The organism is Nostoc sp. PCC 7524 (genome assembly GCF_000316645.1).
In the GTDB taxonomy this organism is placed as follows: Bacteria; Cyanobacteriota; Cyanobacteriia; order Cyanobacteriales; family Nostocaceae; genus Trichormus.
Map to the genome: position 1 here is coordinate 4,850,062 of NC_019684.1, position 19,325 is coordinate 4,869,386.

General features: G+C 42.2%; 20 protein-coding genes. 14 read left to right on the forward strand and 6 right to left on the reverse strand.

Translation table 11 applies throughout. From position 1 onward, the window contains the following. Positions 1-19 precede the first annotated feature (19 nt). The 5 genes from NOS7524_RS19535 to NOS7524_RS19555 all read left to right on the forward strand — a co-directional run bounded on the left by NOS7524_RS19535 (position 20) and on the right by NOS7524_RS19555 (position 6,028). Positions 20-1,393, forward strand: coding sequence for a nicotinate phosphoribosyltransferase (locus NOS7524_RS19535; RefSeq protein ID WP_015140211.1), 1,374 nt, complete (start codon positions 20-22; stop codon positions 1,391-1,393). Between the two features lie 172 nt (positions 1,394-1,565). Further along, entirely contained in the window at positions 1,566-2,168 is a 603-nt protein-coding gene (locus tag NOS7524_RS19540) for a nicotinate-nucleotide adenylyltransferase (protein WP_015140212.1), read from the forward strand. Continuing rightward, the gene (locus tag NOS7524_RS19545) at positions 2,129-2,875 is read left to right on the forward strand and encodes an NUDIX hydrolase (protein ID WP_015140213.1); all 747 of its coding nucleotides are present in this window, start codon (positions 2,129-2,131) and stop codon (positions 2,873-2,875) included. The genes NOS7524_RS19540 and NOS7524_RS19545 overlap by 40 nt, the downstream gene beginning before the upstream one ends. Before the next feature lie 193 nt (positions 2,876-3,068). Beyond that, positions 3,069-4,814 (forward strand): NAD+ synthase, encoded by a 1,746-nt coding sequence (locus NOS7524_RS19550; RefSeq protein WP_015140214.1) that lies wholly within the window; start codon positions 3,069-3,071, stop codon positions 4,812-4,814. Positions 4,815-5,404: 590 nt separating this feature from the next. Further along, the gene (locus NOS7524_RS19555; protein ID WP_015140215.1) at positions 5,405-6,028 is read left to right on the forward strand and encodes an HMA2 domain-containing protein; all 624 of its coding nucleotides are present in this window, start codon (positions 5,405-5,407) and stop codon (positions 6,026-6,028) included. Positions 6,029-6,128: 100 nt separating this feature from the next. On the opposite strand, the gene NOS7524_RS19560 is transcribed toward NOS7524_RS19555, so the two are convergent. After that, positions 6,129-6,740, reverse strand: coding sequence for a DUF4231 domain-containing protein (locus tag NOS7524_RS19560; protein ID WP_015140216.1), 612 nt, complete (start codon positions 6,738-6,740; stop codon positions 6,129-6,131). A 3-nt stretch (positions 6,741-6,743) separates the two neighbouring features. Beyond that, complete coding sequence (locus NOS7524_RS19565) at positions 6,744-7,496, reverse strand: hypothetical protein (protein ID WP_015140217.1); 753 nt, start codon at positions 7,494-7,496, stop codon at positions 6,744-6,746. 157 nt (positions 7,497-7,653) lie between these two features. On the opposite strand from NOS7524_RS19565, the gene NOS7524_RS19570 reads away from it, so the two are divergent. Beyond that, entirely contained in the window at positions 7,654-8,556 is a 903-nt protein-coding gene (locus NOS7524_RS19570; RefSeq protein WP_015140218.1) for an ABC transporter ATP-binding protein, read from the forward strand. Positions 8,557-8,559: 3 nt separating this feature from the next. On the opposite strand, the gene NOS7524_RS19575 is transcribed toward NOS7524_RS19570, so the two are convergent. Further along, positions 8,560-9,240 carry a tetratricopeptide repeat protein gene (locus NOS7524_RS19575; protein WP_015140219.1) on the reverse strand — a complete coding sequence of 227 codons (681 nt, stop codon included), beginning with the start codon at positions 9,238-9,240 and terminating at the stop codon, positions 8,560-8,562. A 739-nt stretch (positions 9,241-9,979) separates the two neighbouring features. On the opposite strand from NOS7524_RS19575, the gene NOS7524_RS19580 reads away from it, so the two are divergent. Next, entirely contained in the window at positions 9,980-10,306 is a 327-nt protein-coding gene (locus tag NOS7524_RS19580; RefSeq protein ID WP_015140220.1) for a YbjQ family protein, read from the forward strand. Between the two features lie 66 nt (positions 10,307-10,372). Here the strand turns inward: NOS7524_RS19580 and NOS7524_RS29605 are convergent, their stop codons facing one another. After that, on the reverse strand, positions 10,373-10,663 hold the full coding sequence (locus NOS7524_RS29605) for a hypothetical protein (RefSeq protein WP_015140221.1): 291 nt from the start codon (positions 10,661-10,663) through the stop codon (positions 10,373-10,375). 323 nt (positions 10,664-10,986) lie between these two features. On the opposite strand from NOS7524_RS29605, the gene NOS7524_RS19585 reads away from it, so the two are divergent. Continuing rightward, positions 10,987-11,613, forward strand: a complete 627-nt coding sequence (locus NOS7524_RS19585; RefSeq protein WP_015140222.1) for a hypothetical protein — start codon at positions 10,987-10,989, stop codon at positions 11,611-11,613. Between the two features lie 143 nt (positions 11,614-11,756). On the opposite strand, the gene NOS7524_RS19590 is transcribed toward NOS7524_RS19585, so the two are convergent. Next, positions 11,757-12,017 (reverse strand): hypothetical protein, encoded by a 261-nt coding sequence (locus NOS7524_RS19590; RefSeq protein WP_015140223.1) that lies wholly within the window; start codon positions 12,015-12,017, stop codon positions 11,757-11,759. A gap of 195 nt (positions 12,018-12,212) precedes the next feature. Next, positions 12,213-12,893, reverse strand: a complete 681-nt coding sequence (gene sufR / locus NOS7524_RS19595) for an iron-sulfur cluster biosynthesis transcriptional regulator SufR (RefSeq protein WP_015140224.1) — start codon at positions 12,891-12,893, stop codon at positions 12,213-12,215. Between the two features lie 247 nt (positions 12,894-13,140). On the opposite strand from sufR, the gene sufB reads away from it, so the two are divergent. From sufB to NOS7524_RS19625, 6 genes are all read left to right on the forward strand, one after another. After that, entirely contained in the window at positions 13,141-14,580 is a 1,440-nt protein-coding gene (gene sufB, locus NOS7524_RS19600) for a Fe-S cluster assembly protein SufB (RefSeq protein WP_015140225.1), read from the forward strand. Positions 14,581-14,659: 79 nt separating this feature from the next. Further along, positions 14,660-15,448, forward strand: coding sequence for a Fe-S cluster assembly ATPase SufC (gene sufC / locus NOS7524_RS19605; RefSeq protein WP_015140226.1), 789 nt, complete (start codon positions 14,660-14,662; stop codon positions 15,446-15,448). Further along, complete coding sequence (sufD, locus tag NOS7524_RS19610; RefSeq protein ID WP_015140227.1) at positions 15,448-16,821, forward strand: Fe-S cluster assembly protein SufD; 1,374 nt, start codon at positions 15,448-15,450, stop codon at positions 16,819-16,821. The genes sufC and sufD overlap by 1 nt, the downstream gene beginning before the upstream one ends. 113 nt (positions 16,822-16,934) lie before the next feature. Then, entirely contained in the window at positions 16,935-18,197 is a 1,263-nt protein-coding gene (locus NOS7524_RS19615) for a cysteine desulfurase (protein ID WP_015140228.1), read from the forward strand. Positions 18,198-18,230: 33 nt separating this feature from the next. Next, entirely contained in the window at positions 18,231-18,680 is a 450-nt protein-coding gene (locus tag NOS7524_RS19620; protein ID WP_015140229.1) for a hypothetical protein, read from the forward strand. A 14-nt stretch (positions 18,681-18,694) separates the two neighbouring features. Beyond that, a complete protein-coding gene (locus NOS7524_RS19625; protein WP_015140230.1) occupies positions 18,695-19,324 on the forward strand; it encodes a Uma2 family endonuclease in 630 nt (209 codons plus the stop codon). Position 19,325: the final 1 nt, after the last annotated feature.

A 19,325-nucleotide genomic window follows, 5' to 3' on the forward strand; every position in this document is an offset into this window, starting at 1 on the left:
CTTGTAAGGATACTCTGGTATGTCACCTTTCCCAGTCCGGGATAGCCACCAGAACCCAATACTAAACATCTCTGCGGCTGATTACAGTCTGCTGACAGACCTTTACCAGTTAACAATGGCAGCTTGTTACACGGGTGAAGGTGTGGAAAAAAAGCGGGCTAGCTTTGAGTTATTCGTCAGGCGATCGCCAGAGGGTTTTGGCTATTTAATAGCAATGGGTTTGGCGCAAGCATTGGAATATTTGGAAAATCTGCGCTTTAGTTCCGAACAAATAGCCGCCTTACAGGCAACAGGGATTTTCAACCATGCCAGCAAACGCTTTTGGTCATTGCTAGCTGAGGGACGATTTACTGGGGATGTGTGGGCAGTACCAGAAGGGACGGCTGTATTTGCCAACGAGCCGTTATTACGGGTAGAAGCCCCCCTATGGCAAGCGCAATTAGTGGAAACCTATCTATTAAATACACTCAACTACCAAACCCTGATAGCTACCAGGGCAGCACGTCTGCGGGATGTCGCAGGTGATCAAGCCAGACTTTTGGAATTTGGTACAAGACGGGCATTTAGCCCCCAAGCCTCATTATGGGCGGCACGGGCAGCTTTAGCGGGGGGTTTAGATGCTACTTCCAATGTGTTAGCGGCGCTACAGCTAGGGGAACAACCTAGTGGTACGATGGCTCACGCCTTGGTTATGGCGTTGTCAGCGATGGCAGGCAGTGAAGAACAAGCCTTCACTGCATTCCATCGTTATTTTCCAGGTGCGCCATTGTTAATTGATACTTACGATACCGTCGCGGCGGCCACACATTTAGCGGAAAAAGTCAATGCCGGAAAGATGGAATTAACAGGGGTAAGGTTGGACTCTGGAGACTTGGTGATTCTATCACAACGAGTGCGATCGCTCCTCCCTGGAGTGACAATTTTTGCTAGCGGAGACTTAGATGAATGGGAAATTGCCAGACTCAAAGCCGCCGATGCAGAAATAGATGGTTACGGACTAGGAACGAAATTAGTCACAGGTACTCCTGTGAACGGAGTTTATAAACTCGTAGAAATTGACGGTATCCCCGTGATGAAAAAGTCCAGTGGTAAAGTCACCTATCCAGGACGTAAGCAAATTTTTCGGTCATTTGCGGGAAGCCAAGTCAAAGCAGACAGACTGGGATTAATCACCGAAACTCCCCTCCCCACAGAACAACCCTTATTGCAATTAGTAGTTAAAGAAGGTCAACGACTACAGCCACCAGAAACCTTAGCTGCAATTCGCCAACGTACAGCCACTTCGGTAGCAAGTTTACCAGAAAAAACCAGACAACTAGATCATCCTATTGCCTTAACTGTGGAAATTTCTCACACGTTGGCAGAGTTGATCAGGGGTGTAGGTGACAGGTGAGCCACTGCGGTGGACGGGTTCCCCGGCATATAGCAAGTGGCGAACCCCTTTAGGAGTGACAGGGAAGGAGCAGGGGAGCAGAGGAAAAAAACTCATGACTATTGCCTATTGCCTATTGCCTATTTTGCCTATTACCTATTGCCTACTAACTAATGACTATTGACTATTAACCATGCAAAAAATCGCTTTATTTGGTACTAGCGCCGATCCACCAACAGCAGGACATCAAAAGATTCTGCGGTGGTTGTCTGAACGTTATGATTGGGTGGCGGTTTGGGCGGCTGATAATCCGTTTAAATCCCATCAAACACTGTTAGCGCATCGGGCGGCGATGCTGCGGTTGTTGATTACGGATATAGAAGCACCTCGACAGAATATTGCTTTAGAACAGGAATTAAGTAGTTTTAGAACCCTGGAAACATTGGATAAAGCTAAATCCCGTTGGGGTGAAGATATAGAGTTTACCTTGGTAGTTGGTTCAGATTTATTGCATCAGCTACCACGCTGGTATCGAATTGAAGAATTATTACAGCAAGTGCAACTATTGATTGTGCCGCGACCGGGATATGAGATAGATGAATCTAGCTTAGAAGCTGTGCGAGGACTGGGAGGAAAAATTGCGATCGCTAGTTTAACTGGTTTAGATGTCTCCTCCACAGCCTATCGTGAACATGGAAACACCGAAGCCCTCATTCCCCCTATTGCTGCTTATATTAATCAACAGCATTTGTACAAATGCCCGGACGCAACCACAAAAAAATTTCAACTCCGTTAAATCAACAACCTTTGGCCGATTTCAAGGTTGGTGTTGATAATGTAATTTTCTCTGTAGATACTGTACAGAATCGCCTCCTAGTTCTCTTAGTAATGCGACAGCAAGAACCATTTTTAAATCAATGGAGTCTTCCCGGTACTTTAGTTCGTCAAGGAGAGTCTTTAGAAGATGCTGCTTATCGCATTATGTCTGAGAAAATCAAGGTAAATAATCTTTATTTAGAACAGTTATATACCTTTGGTGGGCCAGAACGCGACCCCAGGGAAGCAACTGGTAGTTATGGTGTGCGTTATCTATCAGTTAGTTATTTTGCCCTGGTCAGGTTTGAAGAAGCAGAACTAATTGCTGATGGCGTGACTGGGATTGCTTGGTATCCAGTCAAGCAAGTGCCAAAATTATCCTTTGATCATAATGAAATTTTAGCTTATGGGCATAGAAGGTTACGCAATAAATTGGAATATAGTCCGGTAGCCTTTGAAGTTTTGCCGGAAATGTTTACATTGAATGATTTATATCAGTTATACACCACAGTTTTAGGGGACAACTTCTCTGATTATTCTAATTTTCGAGCGCGTCTCCTCAAGTTAGGTTTCTTATTGGATACAGGCATCAAAGTATCAAGAGGTGCAGGTCGTCCAGCCAGTTTATATAAATTTGATGCTGAAGCCTTTGCCCCATTTAAGGATAAGCCATTGGTATTTATTTAAAAGTAGGGGTATAGGGGTGTAAAAGGTTGTTTGAAAAGGGTTTGGCTGTGATTTTAGAGACTTATTGATCCCCTCCCTTTTGAAGGGGGATTTAGGGGGATCTAAAAGTATTCGATACACCATTAGAGACTTTTCAAACATCCTCTAAAAGAGAATCACTAATAACTAATTACTCATGACTAATAACTAAACTATGAAAATTGCGATCGCTCAACTTAATCCTATAATTGGTGATTTGTCAGGTAATGCCCAAAAAATTCTGGCAGCAGCACAGCAGGCAGCAGAAACAGGGGCGCGACTGTTGTTAACACCAGAGCTTTCTTTATGTGGTTATCCACCAAGGGATTTATTATTAAATCCCAGCTTTGTAGAAGCTATGAGTATTACTTTGCAGCAATTAGCTAGAGATTTACCGACTAATTTAGTTGTATTAGTTGGGACGGCTGACCAAAATTTAAAATCTCATATTACAGGCGGTAAAAGCTTATATAACAGCATTGCTTTGTTAGAAAATGGCAAAGTCCGGCAATGCTTTCATAAGCGGCTATTACCAACCTACGACGTATTTGACGAAAATCGTTATTTTGAACCAGGACTATCAGCTAACTATTTCACCCTAGATAATGTCGATATCGGCGTAACAATTTGCGAAGATTTATGGAATGATGAAGAGTTTTGGGGCAAACGACATTATGCAGCTAATCCCATCGCTGACTTATCAATTTTGGGTGTGGATTTAATTGTCAATTTATCTGCTTCACCCTATACAGTAGGTAAGCAATGCAGTCGAGAAGCGATGTTGCAACATAGTGCTGTGCGTTTCCAGCAACCGATCATTTATACTAACCAAGTTGGTGGTAATGACGACTTAATTTTTGACGGTTGTAGCTTTGCTTTGAACCGTCAAGGTGAAGTGATGTGTCGCGCCAGTGGTTTTACTACCGATTTAGTCACAGTAGAATTTGACGAGGCAAAACGGGATTTAACATCAGGTTCTGTAGTCTCAGTATACACATCAGAAGATGAAGAAATTTGGCACGCTTTAGTTTTGGGAGTGCGAGATTATGCCCAAAAGTGCCGTTTTTCTAAAGTAGTGTTGGGTTTAAGTGGCGGGATAGATTCCTCATTGGTAGCAGCGATCGCTACGGCCGCACTTGGTAAAGAAAATGTCTTGGGTGTACTGATGCCCTCCCCCTACAGTTCCGAACATTCCATCAGCGATGCTTTAGCATTAGCAGCAAATTTGGGTATACAAACGCAAACCATACCCATAGGCGAATTAATGCAAGGCTTTGATCACAGCTTGGCTAATTTGTTTGCAGGTACAGAATTTGGGATTGCTGAGGAGAATATTCAATCTCGGATTCGGGGTAACTTATTAATGGCGATCGCTAATAAATTTGGCTATCTCTTATTATCTACTGGCAACAAGTCAGAAATGGCAGTGGGTTACTGCACCCTCTACGGCGACATGAATGGCGGATTAGCAGTAATTGCCGATGTTCCCAAAACCCGTGTTTACTCACTATGTCACTGGCTAAACCACAACGGCGAAATCATCCCCCAAAACGTAATCACCAAAGCACCGAGCGCCGAACTCAAACCCGGTCAAGTTGACCAAGATTCCCTACCCCCCTACGAAATTTTAGACGATATTCTACAACGTCTCATCAATGAACACCAATCAGTAAGTCAAATCGTTGCCGCAGGTCATGATCCGGTAGTTGTAGACAGAATCATCCAAATGTTAGCGCGGGCAGAATTCAAACGCCGACAAGCACCCCCAGGATTAAAAATCACTGATCGCGCCTTTGGTACAGGCTGGCGAATGCCAATTGCTAGTAATTGGAGTGCGATTAAAAATACATATCAACGCACAACCATTTCTTCTCCTACTCCTGGTCGTGAACATCAACAAGCCCAAACACAAATTCAATAATTCCTGATACGGAGTTAGTAGGGTGTATCAGTGTGAGAAAATCTAGTTACATCTAGAAATGATTCATACTGACGCACCCTAAATTTTGGATATTTTTTGATCTGGAAGTCCCTATATAGGACTCCTATTTGATTTTTGTTGGTGTAGCCTGCGCTGGTACATAAAAAACTCAGTACACCCCTACCCTCTCCTTTCATATTGCCTATTGCAAGAGTGCCTATTGCCTACATACGCAGATAATATTAGAAATCAAAGCGGATTCCTATATCTCTGTTGATAATGTAAATGAGACTATGACCTGTCGTTAGTAAGATGATAGAAACAGGTAGCTTAGTTAATATAGTGCATGAATAGAAGTGACCTAACATGGCACCTAAAGTTGTTGATATTTTGCAAAAAGCTAGTGTGCTTAGTGTAATAACAGGTAGTCAAATATTGCTGGTTTCCGGTCACAAAATTCAGTAGTGTTTAAATGTTACAGCAAATTAAGGTTTCATACTAGAGTGACGGCAGATCGGTAAGTGGAGGTCGCACCGAGATATTTAACCTTCGCTGTCTTTTCTGCTTTTTTAAAACTGCAATATAAAAATATGACTTCTAAACAACTGCCTCATTCTGGCAATAACTCTATTAGCAATCCACATAGACAACAGCCTAAAAAAAATACTAAAAGCTCAGTTAATAAAACAGCAGCACCGCCAAAGATATCTTATACTGTTGCCCATGTAATTCCAGGACGTATACGTTTTCGTATTCCTCGGCTAGGCAAGGATTCTGAGTATGCTAATAAACTTCAGCAACTAATAGAATCAGATTCTAGGATTAAGAATGTCCGTATTAACCCTATAGCTGCATCCATTGTGATTAGTTATCAACCAGGCATCATCTCTGAAGAAAAAATGCGTTCGCATCTAGTCTATCTCATTCAAAATGCCCCAAATATAGTTTTACCAGTGAAAGCAACGACAAAACCAATCGTAGGAGCTATCTTTGATGCTGTGATCAACTTGATTGATAGTACGCGTAACATTAACAAAGCCCGTCATGCTAATACCTATCAACAGCCGAGAACAGACACTTGGGAACGGGTACTTGGGGGCGCAAAAACCTTGATCAAAGGTATCAAATCGGGCATCATGTTTATCTTGCCCAACAAACGATGGCAATCGCAAAGCAGCGATCGCAAAGCACATTTACAGCCATCGCCACTATGAATCAATTCAAAATAGTCTACGACAAGGCTTGCGCCTACAAAATTCAAATTAGTTAAGGATAATTTATGTAGAGAATTGGTATTTTTTATGAATCATAATGCTATGATTCCTGTTTTTCTGCTGATTGAGCTTCATCATTGACGGTTTCTTCGGGCAATAGACTAACAAAGTTTTCCTGTTTCTCTCCTGCCGCTTTTTTATCCTGCACAACCTGAGTTGAATAAACTTCCACATCTCGCTGAATAATATCTTCTATTTGACCGGCAAATACATTAAAAGCCTCATCATGATTAGTATAACTACGATATACCCCACTTAATTGTGAAAATTGCCAAGCTTGGGTTTTGAGAGATTCACAAGTCCGGCGATAGTGTCGCCACCGTTCTCCGTAGTGGAAAAACTCTTCAATCGCAGCACTCATTGCTACTACTTGACTGATACCAAAAGTTGACCAAAAAATAACTCGTTTAGCGTTTTCATTAGTAGTATTGAAACTAATTAAAGCTGGGAGAATTACCCCACCAATAATAGTTGTTAGCCGCAAAGCATAGTAGCGATCGCGTGCTTGATTGGCTTTACCTTCCATCCAGAGTAATTGATCTAACCAGCGCGATCGCAAAAAATGTTTCTGCACATCGCTCAATTTCATCATTTCAAATAATTTGTCAAAATCATCCTGTAAAAATGCTTTATAACTATATTTTTTGGTCATTCTTCACTCTGAGGTAGAAAGCACACTCTTAATTATTTCGGCTAAACTTTCAAATCTTGCTTCTGAGTTAAATAAATTAATGTAGTGCAATATACCAGATTTAGCTAACTTCATCGCTCTTGTGTCTGTCATCTCTCCATGCAGAGCATCTGCCAGTATATCTGCGGTTCTGCCACTACCCGCTATGACAATGACTAACCGTCCTTTTGTGATACTATGCAGTGCGTCATCAAAGGTAATTTCACCACCATTAATCAGTATAGTTAACGCAGGTGCGCCATTAGCCAACACAGTTGCTACTTGAGCTAACCAAGGAGATTCATCACCCCAATTACTACCAGGAACTAACACAAAATGATTATGGTTAGGTTCTAGAGGAGATGAATCAGCAGGTGGTTCTAAAGCATTAGGTAGAGCAACTTTACTTAAAGGTGCTACACCAATCAAAACAAATTTGCCTCCTATTTTAGTACGCGCCTCACCCATCAAGCGCATCACTCCTGTATCAGTACCCCCATCTACAACATAAGCACCTAAATTTTCTGCTATGGGGGCTAAAACTTCCATAAACAACCGTTGAAGTTGCAGAAAAGTTGCTGCACACATCTGACTTGCACCCCCCACAACTACTAGAGTAGGACGTACCATTTGCAAACCCATTGCTGCTAGAGCCTGGGGTAATTCCGTCAGTTGATGCACGACAACAGCAGATGCTATTTGTCCATTGTGAAAGCTAAGTTGCAAAAGTTGTTCCATTAGTGTAAGGCTCTGTCAAGCTATTTTCTATTATTCGTAGTCAGCACTTTAGTCCTGACTACAAACTTTAATAGCATTTTGCTTACTCCCCATTCCCCATTCCCCATTCCCTAATGAATGGTAGTGTATGTAATGAAACTGTGTAATCAATGTCTTCATGTCTGCTGCTGTTCTTTTAGAAAACGTCTACAAGTTTTACAACCAAGTTCCCGTCGTGAATGACCTGTCATTTACCATTGAGTCTGGAGAAATATTTGCTCTCCTCGGCCCTAACGGTGCTGGTAAATCAACTACAATTCGGATGTTGACAACACTCACAAAGCCATCCCAAGGGCGAATAGAGGTAGCAGGATATGATGTAGTGAGTCAACCCATGCAAGCAAAACAAAGTATTGGGGTGGTGTTGCAGCAAATCAGTGTTGATGGGGATTTGACTGTTTGGGAAAATATGGAATTACATGGCAGACTACATCATATAGCTAACCCACAACGACAACGATTAATTAATCAATGGCTGGATTATGTCGAATTAGCTTCTAGAGGCGATAGCTTAGTAAAAACCCTGTCTGGGGGTATGAAGCGGCGATTACAAATAGCTAGAGCTTTGTTACATCAACCGCGAATTTTATTTTTAGATGAACCAACAGTAGGACTTGACCCCCAGACTCGGCGACGACTATGGGAGATTATTCGGGATTTGAATAAGCAAGGAATGACGATACTATTAACTACTCATTACATGGATGAGGTGGAATTTTTGTGTGATGCCTTTGGTAGTGTTAAGCCAGGACGCATCGGGATTATGGATGGTGGTAAACTGATTTCTTTGGGAACGCTACAACAATTGCGCTCGTTACATGGTGAAGGTTTGGTGATGAAGCAGTTGGATGTCACCGACGCAGGAAGTGATAGTGTGCGGCGGTGGGAATATTTATTTTTCCCTTCTTTGGAAGCAGCAAACATTTATCTGAATCAACAAACAAATAAAACGGGAATGATGGTGCGTCCTTCTAATTTAGAAGATATTTTTGTCGAACTCACAGGAAGGCAATTAGATTAATCTTCAACCTCCTAACTCCTGCAACATAGCTTCTACTCTAGCTACACCATCCAAGTCGTTCTTGCGCCGATACAAATCACGGGCTTTTTGCAATACGTTGCTGGCTTGCTTGGGGAGACGACGTTGCTTATACATGACAGCCATAAATTCATAGGTTTGGGGATTGTTCCGATTCAAGTTAAGGGCTTGTTCAAATGCCCAATTAGCTGCTTTATAGTCTCCCATCCGTGATTGGGTAACACCTAATCCTAGGTAAGCATTAATATTACCTCTGTTGAGTTGTATGGCGCGGCGGTAAGCTTCGTTTGCACCGCGAGTATCACCCATATTGCCTTTGATATAACCCACGGCATAGTAAAAATCACTATTATTGGGGTTAATCGCGATCGCGCGGCGGTATGATGCTAAAGCTGCCTGAAAATTTCCTTGTTGAGCTTGTAGGTAGCCGATACCAGAATGGATTCTGGCATTTCTATTGTCTAGGCTAGCAGCTCGTTGGTATACGGCGATCGCCCCATCAAAATCACCAGCATCTACTAGCCGCTTACCCTCTTCTAAGAGTTGTCTTAATTCTGGGTTATTAGCTTGCACTACCAAGGTTTCAGCCTGCGCTACTGATGGTATGCTAGCAATATTGCATCCTAGCAACAAAATACCTAGTATGAACGATATGCGTTTGTACACAGTAATTTTCCTGAAATTATAGTGAACTTTTTTCTTGTACATTAAAACAAAAATATCAATTTTTGCAAACAGTAATTTGTCTAGCTTTATAAAATATTAATAATCAGTAAATTCCCTATCCCAGTTCAAGACCAAATTTCTCAGGATTTTTATGGAAGCATTCTAAGAGCGGCAAATATTCAAGATACTGTATAAGTAAATCTGTCACTTTTGAAAAGAAGGCAGAAGGCAGGAGGCAGGAGGCAGAAGGAAAGAATTTGGTGGGGGATTCAGACCCCACCAAATAAGTACCACTGAATCATTCGCGCAGCGTCTCGTAGAGAAGATTTCAGTGGGGGACTCAAACCCTTGCTCCCTTCCGGTCGCCAGAAGGCTTGTGCATCAGACAGAAGATAAACATAAAAGCCTTCTGCCCTCTGCCTCCTGCCTTTCTTGTTGAATCAGTTATCTTTTTTTGGTGATGATTTTGTCTGCTAAACATTACATATAATCAACTAAAAGATAGGCAGATGGTGATGGGAGCAGGAATTTCCTAGTATGAAGACACTTGATACTTTAGCAAATATATAATGAATAATTATATTTATTTATCCAATATCTTTAGTTTTTTTTGTCTATTGTTTAGCTAAAATCAAGCCAAACTATTAAAAATTACCTTGTTTACCATACATTACTCTAGAAAAAACTGTCAGCAATAATACATAAGTATGAACTAATCAGCAATTCGTGAGGATAAATTATGATTTTAACTACAACTGATGTGATTCAAGGTGGGGTGATCGACTCATATTTAGGTATTGTGACAGCAGAAGTTGTCTATGGTAGCAATTTCCTGCGGGATTTTTTAGCTGGTATTCGGGATGTCATTGGTGGACGCACGGGTAGTTATGAGCGTTTATTTGAACAGGGGCAAAATAAGGCCATACAAGAATTAGAACAACGGGCGTTGCGCTTGGGAGCCAACGCTGTAATTGGTATCGAAATTGACACTGGCACAATTAATGTTGATCAGTCAGGAGTTTTGATCTTAATTACTGCTACAGGTACTGCTGTGAAATTGCGTTAGTTTTTGTTTCTGCATTTCTACAGAACTCATGTCCTACAGAAACTGTTCATAAATCAAATAGGAGTCCTATATTTGATTTTTGTGAGCGTAGCCTGCGCTGGCGCATAAGAAACTACCTACACTCACAAAGTCTTCTTGCCTACTTCCCATTCCCCACTGGCTTGAAAGAGCAGGGGGAGCAGGGGAGGCAGGAGGAGAAAGACATATTTCATGTTTGACTGTGAAACTTGCTTCATCGGGACTTCCTATTCCCTGCCTACACAAATAATTTCCAAAATCAAAACCGATTACTATATATCTTTGGTTATAGACCTTTAATAATTTGTGATAGGTAATATTGTGGATGGTATTACTCATCACTTATGGCTAGAAAATTATTTTTTTCTAAAAAGTAATTATGAGAAGTTATTAAAAATATTGATAAATTTACAAGCAATTAGTTTAGTATCACCCTCAAAAAAGCTTTCAAATCAAGATATACAGCAAAATTAAGCAATAATAACTAATATTAAACTCGATAAATATACTGATTTCTTACTACCCTTGATAGAGGCAATAACTCTTTCTGTTGATAGATATTAAAATCGATAATTCACAATTTAATTTTAAACGTAAGCATAAATATAACTAACTTGAGAAAAACGTTACTTCACTAAAGTAGCAATGGAGAAAATAGACTTATGTCATACGTAAATCGAGTAGGTGACGAAGTTATTCAGCCAGAATCTGCGATCGCTGGGAGAGTAGCCGAATATCATGATCGGGTACGTTGGGGTCCCGTCATTTCCGGTGTGTTAGTTGCCTTAGCTACGCAATTGATTTTAAGTACCGCATTTGCCGCAATTGGCGCGGGAACCATTGCAGGTTCAGGTAGACCTCGCACCATTGCCCCTGATATAGCAGGTAATGTAGGAATTTGGTCAACCATTGCGCTGTTAATTTCCCTATTTGTCGGCGGTTGGATTACATCCCGTGCTTGCGGCCCCATGAATCGCAATACCGCACTCCTCAATGGGGCGATTTTATGGGCTACTACTTTAGCACTTAGCTCCTGGCTATTAGCAAGCGGCGTAACAGGTGCTTTTGGGATTGCAGCAGCCAATGTGGGACCAGTCATAGCACAGCAACCAGGTGTAGTCGCAACCCCACCCCCTCAAGTTACTGCTGAACAAGCCCGTGAGATTGCAGACGCTACTTCTAGAGGTTTGTGGTGGTTTGTCTTTGGTTCTTTATTAGGTTTAGTAGCTGCGTTAATAGGTGCGGCTGTAGGAGTTCGTAGTCCTCGGACTCACACTTATCAAGCTTAAAACTTAAATTATTGCCAGCATCAACACAGAATAATCATCTTAAACTCCCATTATGCTCGTTATTAGGTTCAACCTAGTAACGAGTTTTTGCAGGAGATTGGGAAATTTTAGATTTTAAAATAATTGATCAAGGAATCATAATCTTACCATTTTAAATAAGCAGCTTCGACTCCTTCCTCTCTCCTAATTTTGCCGTCTTTTTCAAACCAAGCTACTATTTGTTGTGTTGTTAAATCTTCAATAGTCACGCCATAATCTTGGGCAATATGTTTTAACAGTTTTAGAGAAGAAATAGTTAATCTTGTTAAAAATTTTTCTGGAGAAGACAACAGAGCGGCATCTACTTTAGCTGACTCTTCTGGAGTGAGAAATTGAGTTGACGGTTGTTGTGATGGGAAATCCATAAACAAATCAAAATTTAAAATAGTCTACGACAAGGCTTGCGCCTACAAACTTCACAAATCGCATCCTACTACGAATTCTAGTAGGTGAGGGCAACACTTAAAAGTTAGCTTTGGGTAATATTAGCCAAGAATTGGTAAAGCTCTTTACCAATTGACTCTGCTTGATGACCTAAACTGAATTTGAAAAACACCTGATTAACGAGATGTTTGCTTGCGGGCTTGCACTAGGTAGCCACAACGATGTTCACCATTGATGAGCCAATGGGTACGCTCAACTGTGCAATCTGGAAGAACAGCAGCAAACATTTCTAGTTCATGACCGCAAATACTGGGAAATGATTCAGCAACATTAGAAATTGCACAATTATGTTCCATGAAGATAAATCTTTCCGCCTCTGTTGACTCAGGGGAATCTACAGGGTGATATTCCGCCATGAAACCTTCAGCTTTTCGCAATTCTACTAAATTTGCTACCCGTTCGCGCAAGGAACCATTACCCACGCGATCGCGGTATTCTTGGGCTTTGCGTTCCCATTGTTTTTGTAAAATTGTCTTGAATTGGTCGTGTCCCACTGTTTCCGCCAAGGTATCGAGGAGCGAAACCGCAAAATCACCGTGGCGATCGCTAGCGGTTTTGTGCAGGCGTTCTCGCCCTTGCCGACTCAATTGATAAACGTGCTGCGGTCGCCCCATCCCCGCTTGTACTGTTGATGAATAGGTAATTAGCTCCTCCGCCTCCAAATCTTTAAGATGACGACGAATAGCTTGGGGGCTGACATCTAATATAGAGGCTAAATCAACGGCTGTTGCCTGGGAGTGCTTGAGGAGATACTCTAGGATCTCTTGCTTGGTTGAGGACTGTTGAGTGGTCGCCATCTTCTCTACAAGACGCTCCGCGAACGTCCAAAAAATTTTTTCAGAAAATTTGACTTTGACAACATTGTTGTTGTTAATCTAGCGTAAAATGAAAATATATTAAACAACAACCATGTTGTTTTAGTCTATATCATTATTGTAACAGTCGTTTAACCACTCGGTTAAATGAGATGGGAAGCGACCCAATCCTAACCCGTCTCCCATCCTTAAAGAGAAACACTTCCTGAACACATAGAGACCACTAGCGATGAGTGCTACTGTCAAAACCTTAGTCAACCAGCCCTACAAGTACGGTTTCGTCACTGACATCGAAACCGACACGATTCCGCGTGGACTAAATGAGGATGTTATCCGCTTAATCTCCGCTAAGAAGAATGAACCGGAGTTTATGCTGGAGTTTCGTCTCAGAGCTTACCGCCAGTGGCTCAAAATGACCGAGCCGACTTGGCCTAGCGTTACTTATCCACCTATCGACTATCAGGATATCATCTATTACTCTGCCCCTAAGCAAAAGAAAGAAAAACTCAACAGCTTAGAGGAAGTAGATCCCACCCTCCTAGAAACCTTCGAGAAGCTAGGCATTCCCTTATCGGAACAGAAGCGTCTCGCCAACGTCGCTGTAGACGCAATTTTTGATAGCGTTTCTGTTGCCACCACCTTTAAAGAAAAACTCGCCAAAGACGGCGTGATTTTCTGCTCCATTTCCGAAGCATTGCAAGAACACCCAGAACTGATCAAAAAATATCTGGGTAGTGTTGTTCCCATTGCTGACAACTATTTCGCTGCCCTGAATGCGGCGGTTTTTAGTGATGGTTCTTTTGTCTATATTCCTAAAGGCGTAAAATGCCCAATGGAACTGTCTACCTACTTCCGCATCAATTCCGGTGATACAGGGCAATTTGAGCGGACTTTGATTGTCGCTGAAGAAGGTAGCTACGTTTCCTACTTGGAAGGTTGCACCGCGCCGATGTACGACAGCAACCAACTACACGCCGCAGTCGTGGAACTCGTCGCCCTCGACAACGCTGAGATTAAATACTCCACCGTCCAAAACTGGTACGCTGGTGATGCTAACGGCAAAGGCGGGATTTACAACTTCGTTACCAAGCGCGGTTTGTGTCAAGGTGTGAACTCCAAAATTTCTTGGACACAGGTAGAAACTGGTTCAGCGATTACTTGGAAATATCCTAGCTGCGTGTTAGTCGGTGATAACTCCGTCGGTGAATTCTACTCGGTGGCGTTGACAAACAATATGCAGCAAGCCGACACCGGTACGAAAATGATTCACATCGGGAAAAACACCCGCAGCACAATTATTTCTAAAGGTATCTCCGCAGGTAATTCTAGTAATAGTTACCGGGGTTTGGTGAAAATTAACCCCAAAGCCGAAGGGGCGCGTAACTATTCACAGTGCGACTCCATGTTAATTGGGGATAATGCCCACGCCAATACTTTCCCCTACATTCAAGTGCAGAATAACACCGGGAAAGTAGAACACGAAGCGTCTACTTCCAAAATTGGAGAAGATCAGCTATTTTACTTTGCTCAACGCGGCATTTCCGCCGAAGATGCGATTTCCATGATGATTAGCGGCTTCTGTAAGGATGTCTTTAATCAGCTACCAATGGAATTTGCGGTGGAAGCTGATAAGTTATTGAGCCTGAAATTAGAAGGTAGTGTGGGTTAAGGCTTGTAGTAAGCACTTTAGTGCTGCCGAAAGGTGCTTCAGCACCAACTACGAACCAAAAAATGAAGAGAGAGAGAACATGATTGTTGAAAATAGTGATGTGATTTTGTCGGTAAAAGATTTGACGGCAGAAGTTGATGGTACGCCGATTCTTAAGGGTGTAAATTTGGAAGTTCGCGCTGGTGAAGTTCATGCGATCATGGGGCCGAATGGTTCTGGTAAGAGTACCTTTTCTAAGGTGTTATCAGGACATCCAGCTTATACTGTGACTGGTGGTGAGGTGATTTTCCAGGGGCAGAATTTACTGGAAATGGAACCAGAAGAACGGGCTAGGGCTGGTGTGTTTTTGGCGTTCCAATATCCTCTGGAAATTCCTGGAGTGAGCAATTTGGATTTCTTGCGGGTAGCTTATAATTCTCGCCGCAAAGCCCAAGGTTTGGAAGAGTTAGATGCTTTTGATTTTGATGATTTGATTGAGGAAAAGTTGGAAGTGGTGAAAATGAATCCTGCTTTCCTCAGTCGCAGTCTGAACGAAGGGTTTTCTGGCGGTGAGAAAAAGCGCAACGAAATTCTGCAAATGGCGCTGCTAGAACCACAGTTAGCTATTTTGGATGAAACAGATTCTGGCTTAGATATCGATGCTTTGAAAATTGTGGCTCACGGTGTGAATCAACTCACCAGCCCCGAAAATGCCACGATTATGATTACCCACTACCAACGGTTACTTGATTATATTGTTCCTGACTTTGTACACGTTATGGCGCGGGGACACATTATTACCAGTGGTGGTAAGGAATTGGCACTGGAATTAGAATCTCGCGGTTATGACTGGCTGTTGGAAGAAACTGCGGTTGAGGTGGGTGTGTAATGACGAGTAAAGTTTCTCCTAGTTCTATCCCTAATTCGGATGCCGTCAGTTTGACATCGACTCTGTTAGATCGAGATGCTGATTTAGTGGCTTTGTTAAATCAGGTGACTCCACCAGCAACAGTAGGTTGGTTACAGGAATTACGCGATCGCGCCGCGAATTGGGTACGTCATTCCACTATCCCCACTACCCGCGAGGAAGAATGGCGGTTTACTGATTTGTCGGCGTTATGCCAAGTGGAATTCAATCATGTAGAGACTTTGCCAGCAACGTCTCTAGATATCACTGGATTAACGCTACCAGAATCTCACTACAGCCGATTGGTGTTTGTGAATGGTGTTTACTCGCCGGAATTATCAGCCGTGGCGGATTTACCTGCTGGGATAGTTGTCGGTAATTTAACTACATTACCTTTAACCGAACAAGAACGGGTACAACAACATCTAGCCCAAGCAGAGGGAGCATTAGAAGTATTTACCGCCCTCAACACTGCGGGAATATCTGATGTAGCAGTCGTATTGGTAGCAAAAAACCTAGTCGTTGAGACACCAATTCATCTGTTATTTATTACCGTCGCAGGTGAAACAGCGACAATTTCCCAACCCCGGTGTTTGGTGGTGGCAGAAAGTGGTTCCCAGGTGAGTGTCATTGAAGATTATGTGACTATCCCACAAAGGGAAGAAACGGTTTACCTCACCAACACCGTTACAGAAATAGCGATCGCTGATAATGCTCATGTAACTCATATTAGGGTTGAGCGAGACTCTCAAGCCGCATTTCATATTGGTAAAACTGCCGTCACCCAAGCACGTTACAGCCGCTATAGTTGTCACGCTATCACCTTGGGTGCAAAGCTATCACGGCATAATTTAGAGATTTTGCAAACCGGTGAACAAACTGAAACGACTCTCAACGGTTTGACGATGATTGCAGGCAACCAAGTAGCGGATACCCACAGCGCGATCGCTCTCAATCATCCCTATGGTACAAGCAAGCAATTGCACAAATGTATTGTCGGCGATCGCGCTCACGCAGTCTTTAACGGTAAAGTGTTTGTTCCCAAACCAGCACAACTAACCGACGCAGCACAGTTAAACCGCAACTTGCTGCTATCATCAAAAGCCAGAGTTGATACCAAACCCCAACTAGAAATCACCGCCGACAACGTGAAATGCGCTCACGGTGCAACAGTCAGCCAGTTAGAAGATGATGAAATATTCTATCTGCAAAGCCGGGGTATTGATGCCAATGACGCGCGCAAGTTATTAGTTAACGCTTTCGCCACCGAAATCATCAATCATATCCCAGTAGCTTCATTGCGAGAACAATTATTAAACACCGTCACTATCTGGAAAACAGGGAGTGGGGAGTAGGGAGTAGGGATTAGATATGAGGGCAAAGGGAGCTTTTGAAGCAAAGCCCAAAGCCCAAAGCCCAATTTCCGATGCCCAATGCCCCATGACTAACTACCAATGACTAACTACCAATGACTTACACTCCTACCAAAACCCTAGCTGATAAAGTCCGTGCTGATTTCCCGCTATTACAGCAGGAAGTCAACGATAAACCTTTGGTTTATTTAGACAATGCGGCGACATCCCAAAAACCATTCTTCGTCTTAAATGCACTCAGGGATTACTACGAAGAATATAACGCCAACGTGCATCGGGGAGCGCATACCCTCAGTGCAAAAGCTACTGATGCTTATGAAGGCGCACGGGATAAAATTGCTAAATTTATTAACGCAGCCTCTCGCCAAGAAATTGTCTACACCCGCAACGCCAGCGAAGCCATTAACCTCGTAGCTTATAGCTGGGGGATGAACAATTTAAAAGCTGGGGACGAAATTATTCTGTCGGTGATGGAACACCACAGTAATATTGTGCCTTGGCAACTTGTGGCGCAGAAAACTGGTGCAGTTCTCAAATTTGTGGAATTAACACCAGAAGAAACCTTTGATTTAGAACAGTTTAAACAACTGATTTCTGATAAAACTAAATTAGTTTCTATAGTTCATGTTTCTAATACACTGGGTTGTATCAATCCAGTGGCAGAGATTGCAAAGATTGCTCACAGATACGGCGCGAAATTCTTACTTGATGCTTGTCAAAGTGTTCCCCATATGCCTGTTGATGTCCAACAAATCGACTGTGATTGGTTGGTAGCATCTGGACATAAAATGTGTGCGACCACCGGTATAGGTTTTCTATATGGTAAGTTGGAATTACTAGAAGCAATGCCACCATTTTTTGGTGGTGGTGAAATGATTGCTGAAGTGTATTTAGATCATTCCACCTACGCCGAATTACCCCATAAATTTGAAGCGGGGACACCAGCAATTGGGGAAGCGATCGCACTGGGTGCAGCCATAGATTATCTGACTAATATAGGTATGGATAAAATCCACGCCTATGAAGCAGAATTAACAGCTTATTTGTTCCAAGAATTAGCTAAAGTCCCCCAAGTGAGAATCTACGGGCCAAAACCCAATGCTCAAGGTGAAGGGAGAGCCGCTTTAGCAGCATTCACTGTTGAAGGTGTCCACGCTAACGACTTATCTACATTATTAGATCAAGAAGGCGTAGCCATCCGTTCTGGACATCACTGTACACAACCATTACACCGTCACCTGGGTTTACCAGCCACCGCACGAGCCAGTTTATCTTTCTACAATACCCGCGAAGAAATTGATGTTTTCATCAAAGCACTCAAGGAAACCATTGACTTTTTTGCTGGAATTTTCGGTTAATTGAGGGTGGGCAATGCCCACCTTTTAATTTTTATGAAAAAGTCTACTTTAACTCTGCTATGCTTACTTTGGGTTTTGATTCCTCATACTGCGATCGCAGGAGGTTCAAGTTGGGAATATCAAGTTGTTAGGTTCAAGAAAACATCCCCGACATCAGCAGAATTTTCTCTACGTCCAACAAGGCGAGAACAGAACTATCCTAGAAGAGAGTGCAAAGAGATTGTAGTACGCGCCCGATATCGTCCTGAAGCATTTTGGCGACGAACATGGAGTCAATTTGTTTCTCGAAGAACGCAAAATCAAGCTCTAAACTTACTTGAAGAAGCATTTAAACAGAAAAAACCAACTCGATTTGGTGAGATAGGTACTGGTTTGAAAAAAGCAAATGGTCAAGCTTGTGTTTTTGAAAGTAGGGGACTTGATGTGCGTCAAGAACATCCTAGTAAACAAAATGCCGTATATTCCTATCACGATCCTATTTAGCTTCATTTATTCATATGCTCATACAGTCAACCCCTGCCGAACAAAGAACAGTTTTACATAACGTTAGCTGGGAAACCTTTGAAGCCTTGCTCAGAGATACAGGCGAGGATAGAGATTCTAGGTTTGCGTATGACTGCGGCACTTTAGAAATTATGACCCCACTTTTTGAACACGAAAACCCTAAAATTCAGTTTGACCGTTTAATATTTGCTCTAGTTGAAGAATTAAACTTAGAAGTAAAAAGTGCTGGCTCTACAACCTTAAAACTCCCATTAGCTAAACGAGGTATAGAACCAGATAACTGTTACTACATCCAAAATGAATTTAGAGTAAGAGGTAAAGAACAATTAAATTTAGAAACAGATCCGCCACCTGATTTAGCCATAGAAATAGACATTACTAGCAGTTCAGTCAACAAATTTAATATTTACTCAGCGTTAGGTATTGCTGAATTGTGGAGATATGACGGACACAACTTAAAATTTTATCAGTTAGTTAACGGTCAGTATATTGAGCATGAATTTAGTCTGGCTTTTCCTGTAGTGTCTGCAAGTGAGATGAGTAGATTTATGCAGCAAAGTAAAAGTATGACTGAAACTGCTTTGATAAAGTATTTTCGGACTTGGGTGAGAAATAATATCTAAA

Bases quoted from the DNA above. Each gene is read 5' to 3' on its own strand.
- NOS7524_RS19535 (WP_015140211.1), top strand. From the start codon at position 20: ATGTCACCTTTCCCAGTCCGGGATAGCCACCAGAACCCAATACTAAAC.
- NOS7524_RS19540 (WP_015140212.1), top strand. From the start codon at position 1,566: ATGCAAAAAATCGCTTTATTTGGTACTAGCGCCGATCCACCAACAGCA.
- NOS7524_RS19545 (WP_015140213.1), top strand. From the start codon at position 2,129: ATGCCCGGACGCAACCACAAAAAAATTTCAACTCCGTTAAATCAACAA.
- NOS7524_RS19550 (WP_015140214.1), top strand. From the start codon at position 3,069: ATGAAAATTGCGATCGCTCAACTTAATCCTATAATTGGTGATTTGTCA.
- NOS7524_RS19555 (WP_015140215.1), top strand. From the start codon at position 5,405: ATGACTTCTAAACAACTGCCTCATTCTGGCAATAACTCTATTAGCAAT.
- NOS7524_RS19560 (WP_015140216.1), bottom strand. From the start codon at position 6,740: ATGACCAAAAAATATAGTTATAAAGCATTTTTACAGGATGATTTTGAC.
- NOS7524_RS19565 (WP_015140217.1), bottom strand. From the start codon at position 7,496: ATGGAACAACTTTTGCAACTTAGCTTTCACAATGGACAAATAGCATCT.
- NOS7524_RS19570 (WP_015140218.1), top strand. From the start codon at position 7,654: ATGTCTGCTGCTGTTCTTTTAGAAAACGTCTACAAGTTTTACAACCAA.
- NOS7524_RS19580 (WP_015140220.1), top strand. From the start codon at position 9,980: ATGATTTTAACTACAACTGATGTGATTCAAGGTGGGGTGATCGACTCA.
- NOS7524_RS29605 (WP_015140221.1), bottom strand. From the start codon at position 10,663: ATGAGTAATACCATCCACAATATTACCTATCACAAATTATTAAAGGTC.
- NOS7524_RS19585 (WP_015140222.1), top strand. From the start codon at position 10,987: ATGTCATACGTAAATCGAGTAGGTGACGAAGTTATTCAGCCAGAATCT.
- NOS7524_RS19590 (WP_015140223.1), bottom strand. From the start codon at position 12,017: ATGGATTTCCCATCACAACAACCGTCAACTCAATTTCTCACTCCAGAA.
- sufR (WP_015140224.1), bottom strand. From the start codon at position 12,893: ATGGCGACCACTCAACAGTCCTCAACCAAGCAAGAGATCCTAGAGTAT.
- sufB (WP_015140225.1), top strand. From the start codon at position 13,141: ATGAGTGCTACTGTCAAAACCTTAGTCAACCAGCCCTACAAGTACGGT.
- sufC (WP_015140226.1), top strand. From the start codon at position 14,660: ATGATTGTTGAAAATAGTGATGTGATTTTGTCGGTAAAAGATTTGACG.
- sufD (WP_015140227.1), top strand. From the start codon at position 15,448: ATGACGAGTAAAGTTTCTCCTAGTTCTATCCCTAATTCGGATGCCGTC.
- NOS7524_RS19615 (WP_015140228.1), top strand. From the start codon at position 16,935: ATGACTTACACTCCTACCAAAACCCTAGCTGATAAAGTCCGTGCTGAT.
- NOS7524_RS19620 (WP_015140229.1), top strand. From the start codon at position 18,231: ATGAAAAAGTCTACTTTAACTCTGCTATGCTTACTTTGGGTTTTGATT.
- NOS7524_RS19625 (WP_015140230.1), top strand. From the start codon at position 18,695: ATGCTCATACAGTCAACCCCTGCCGAACAAAGAACAGTTTTACATAAC.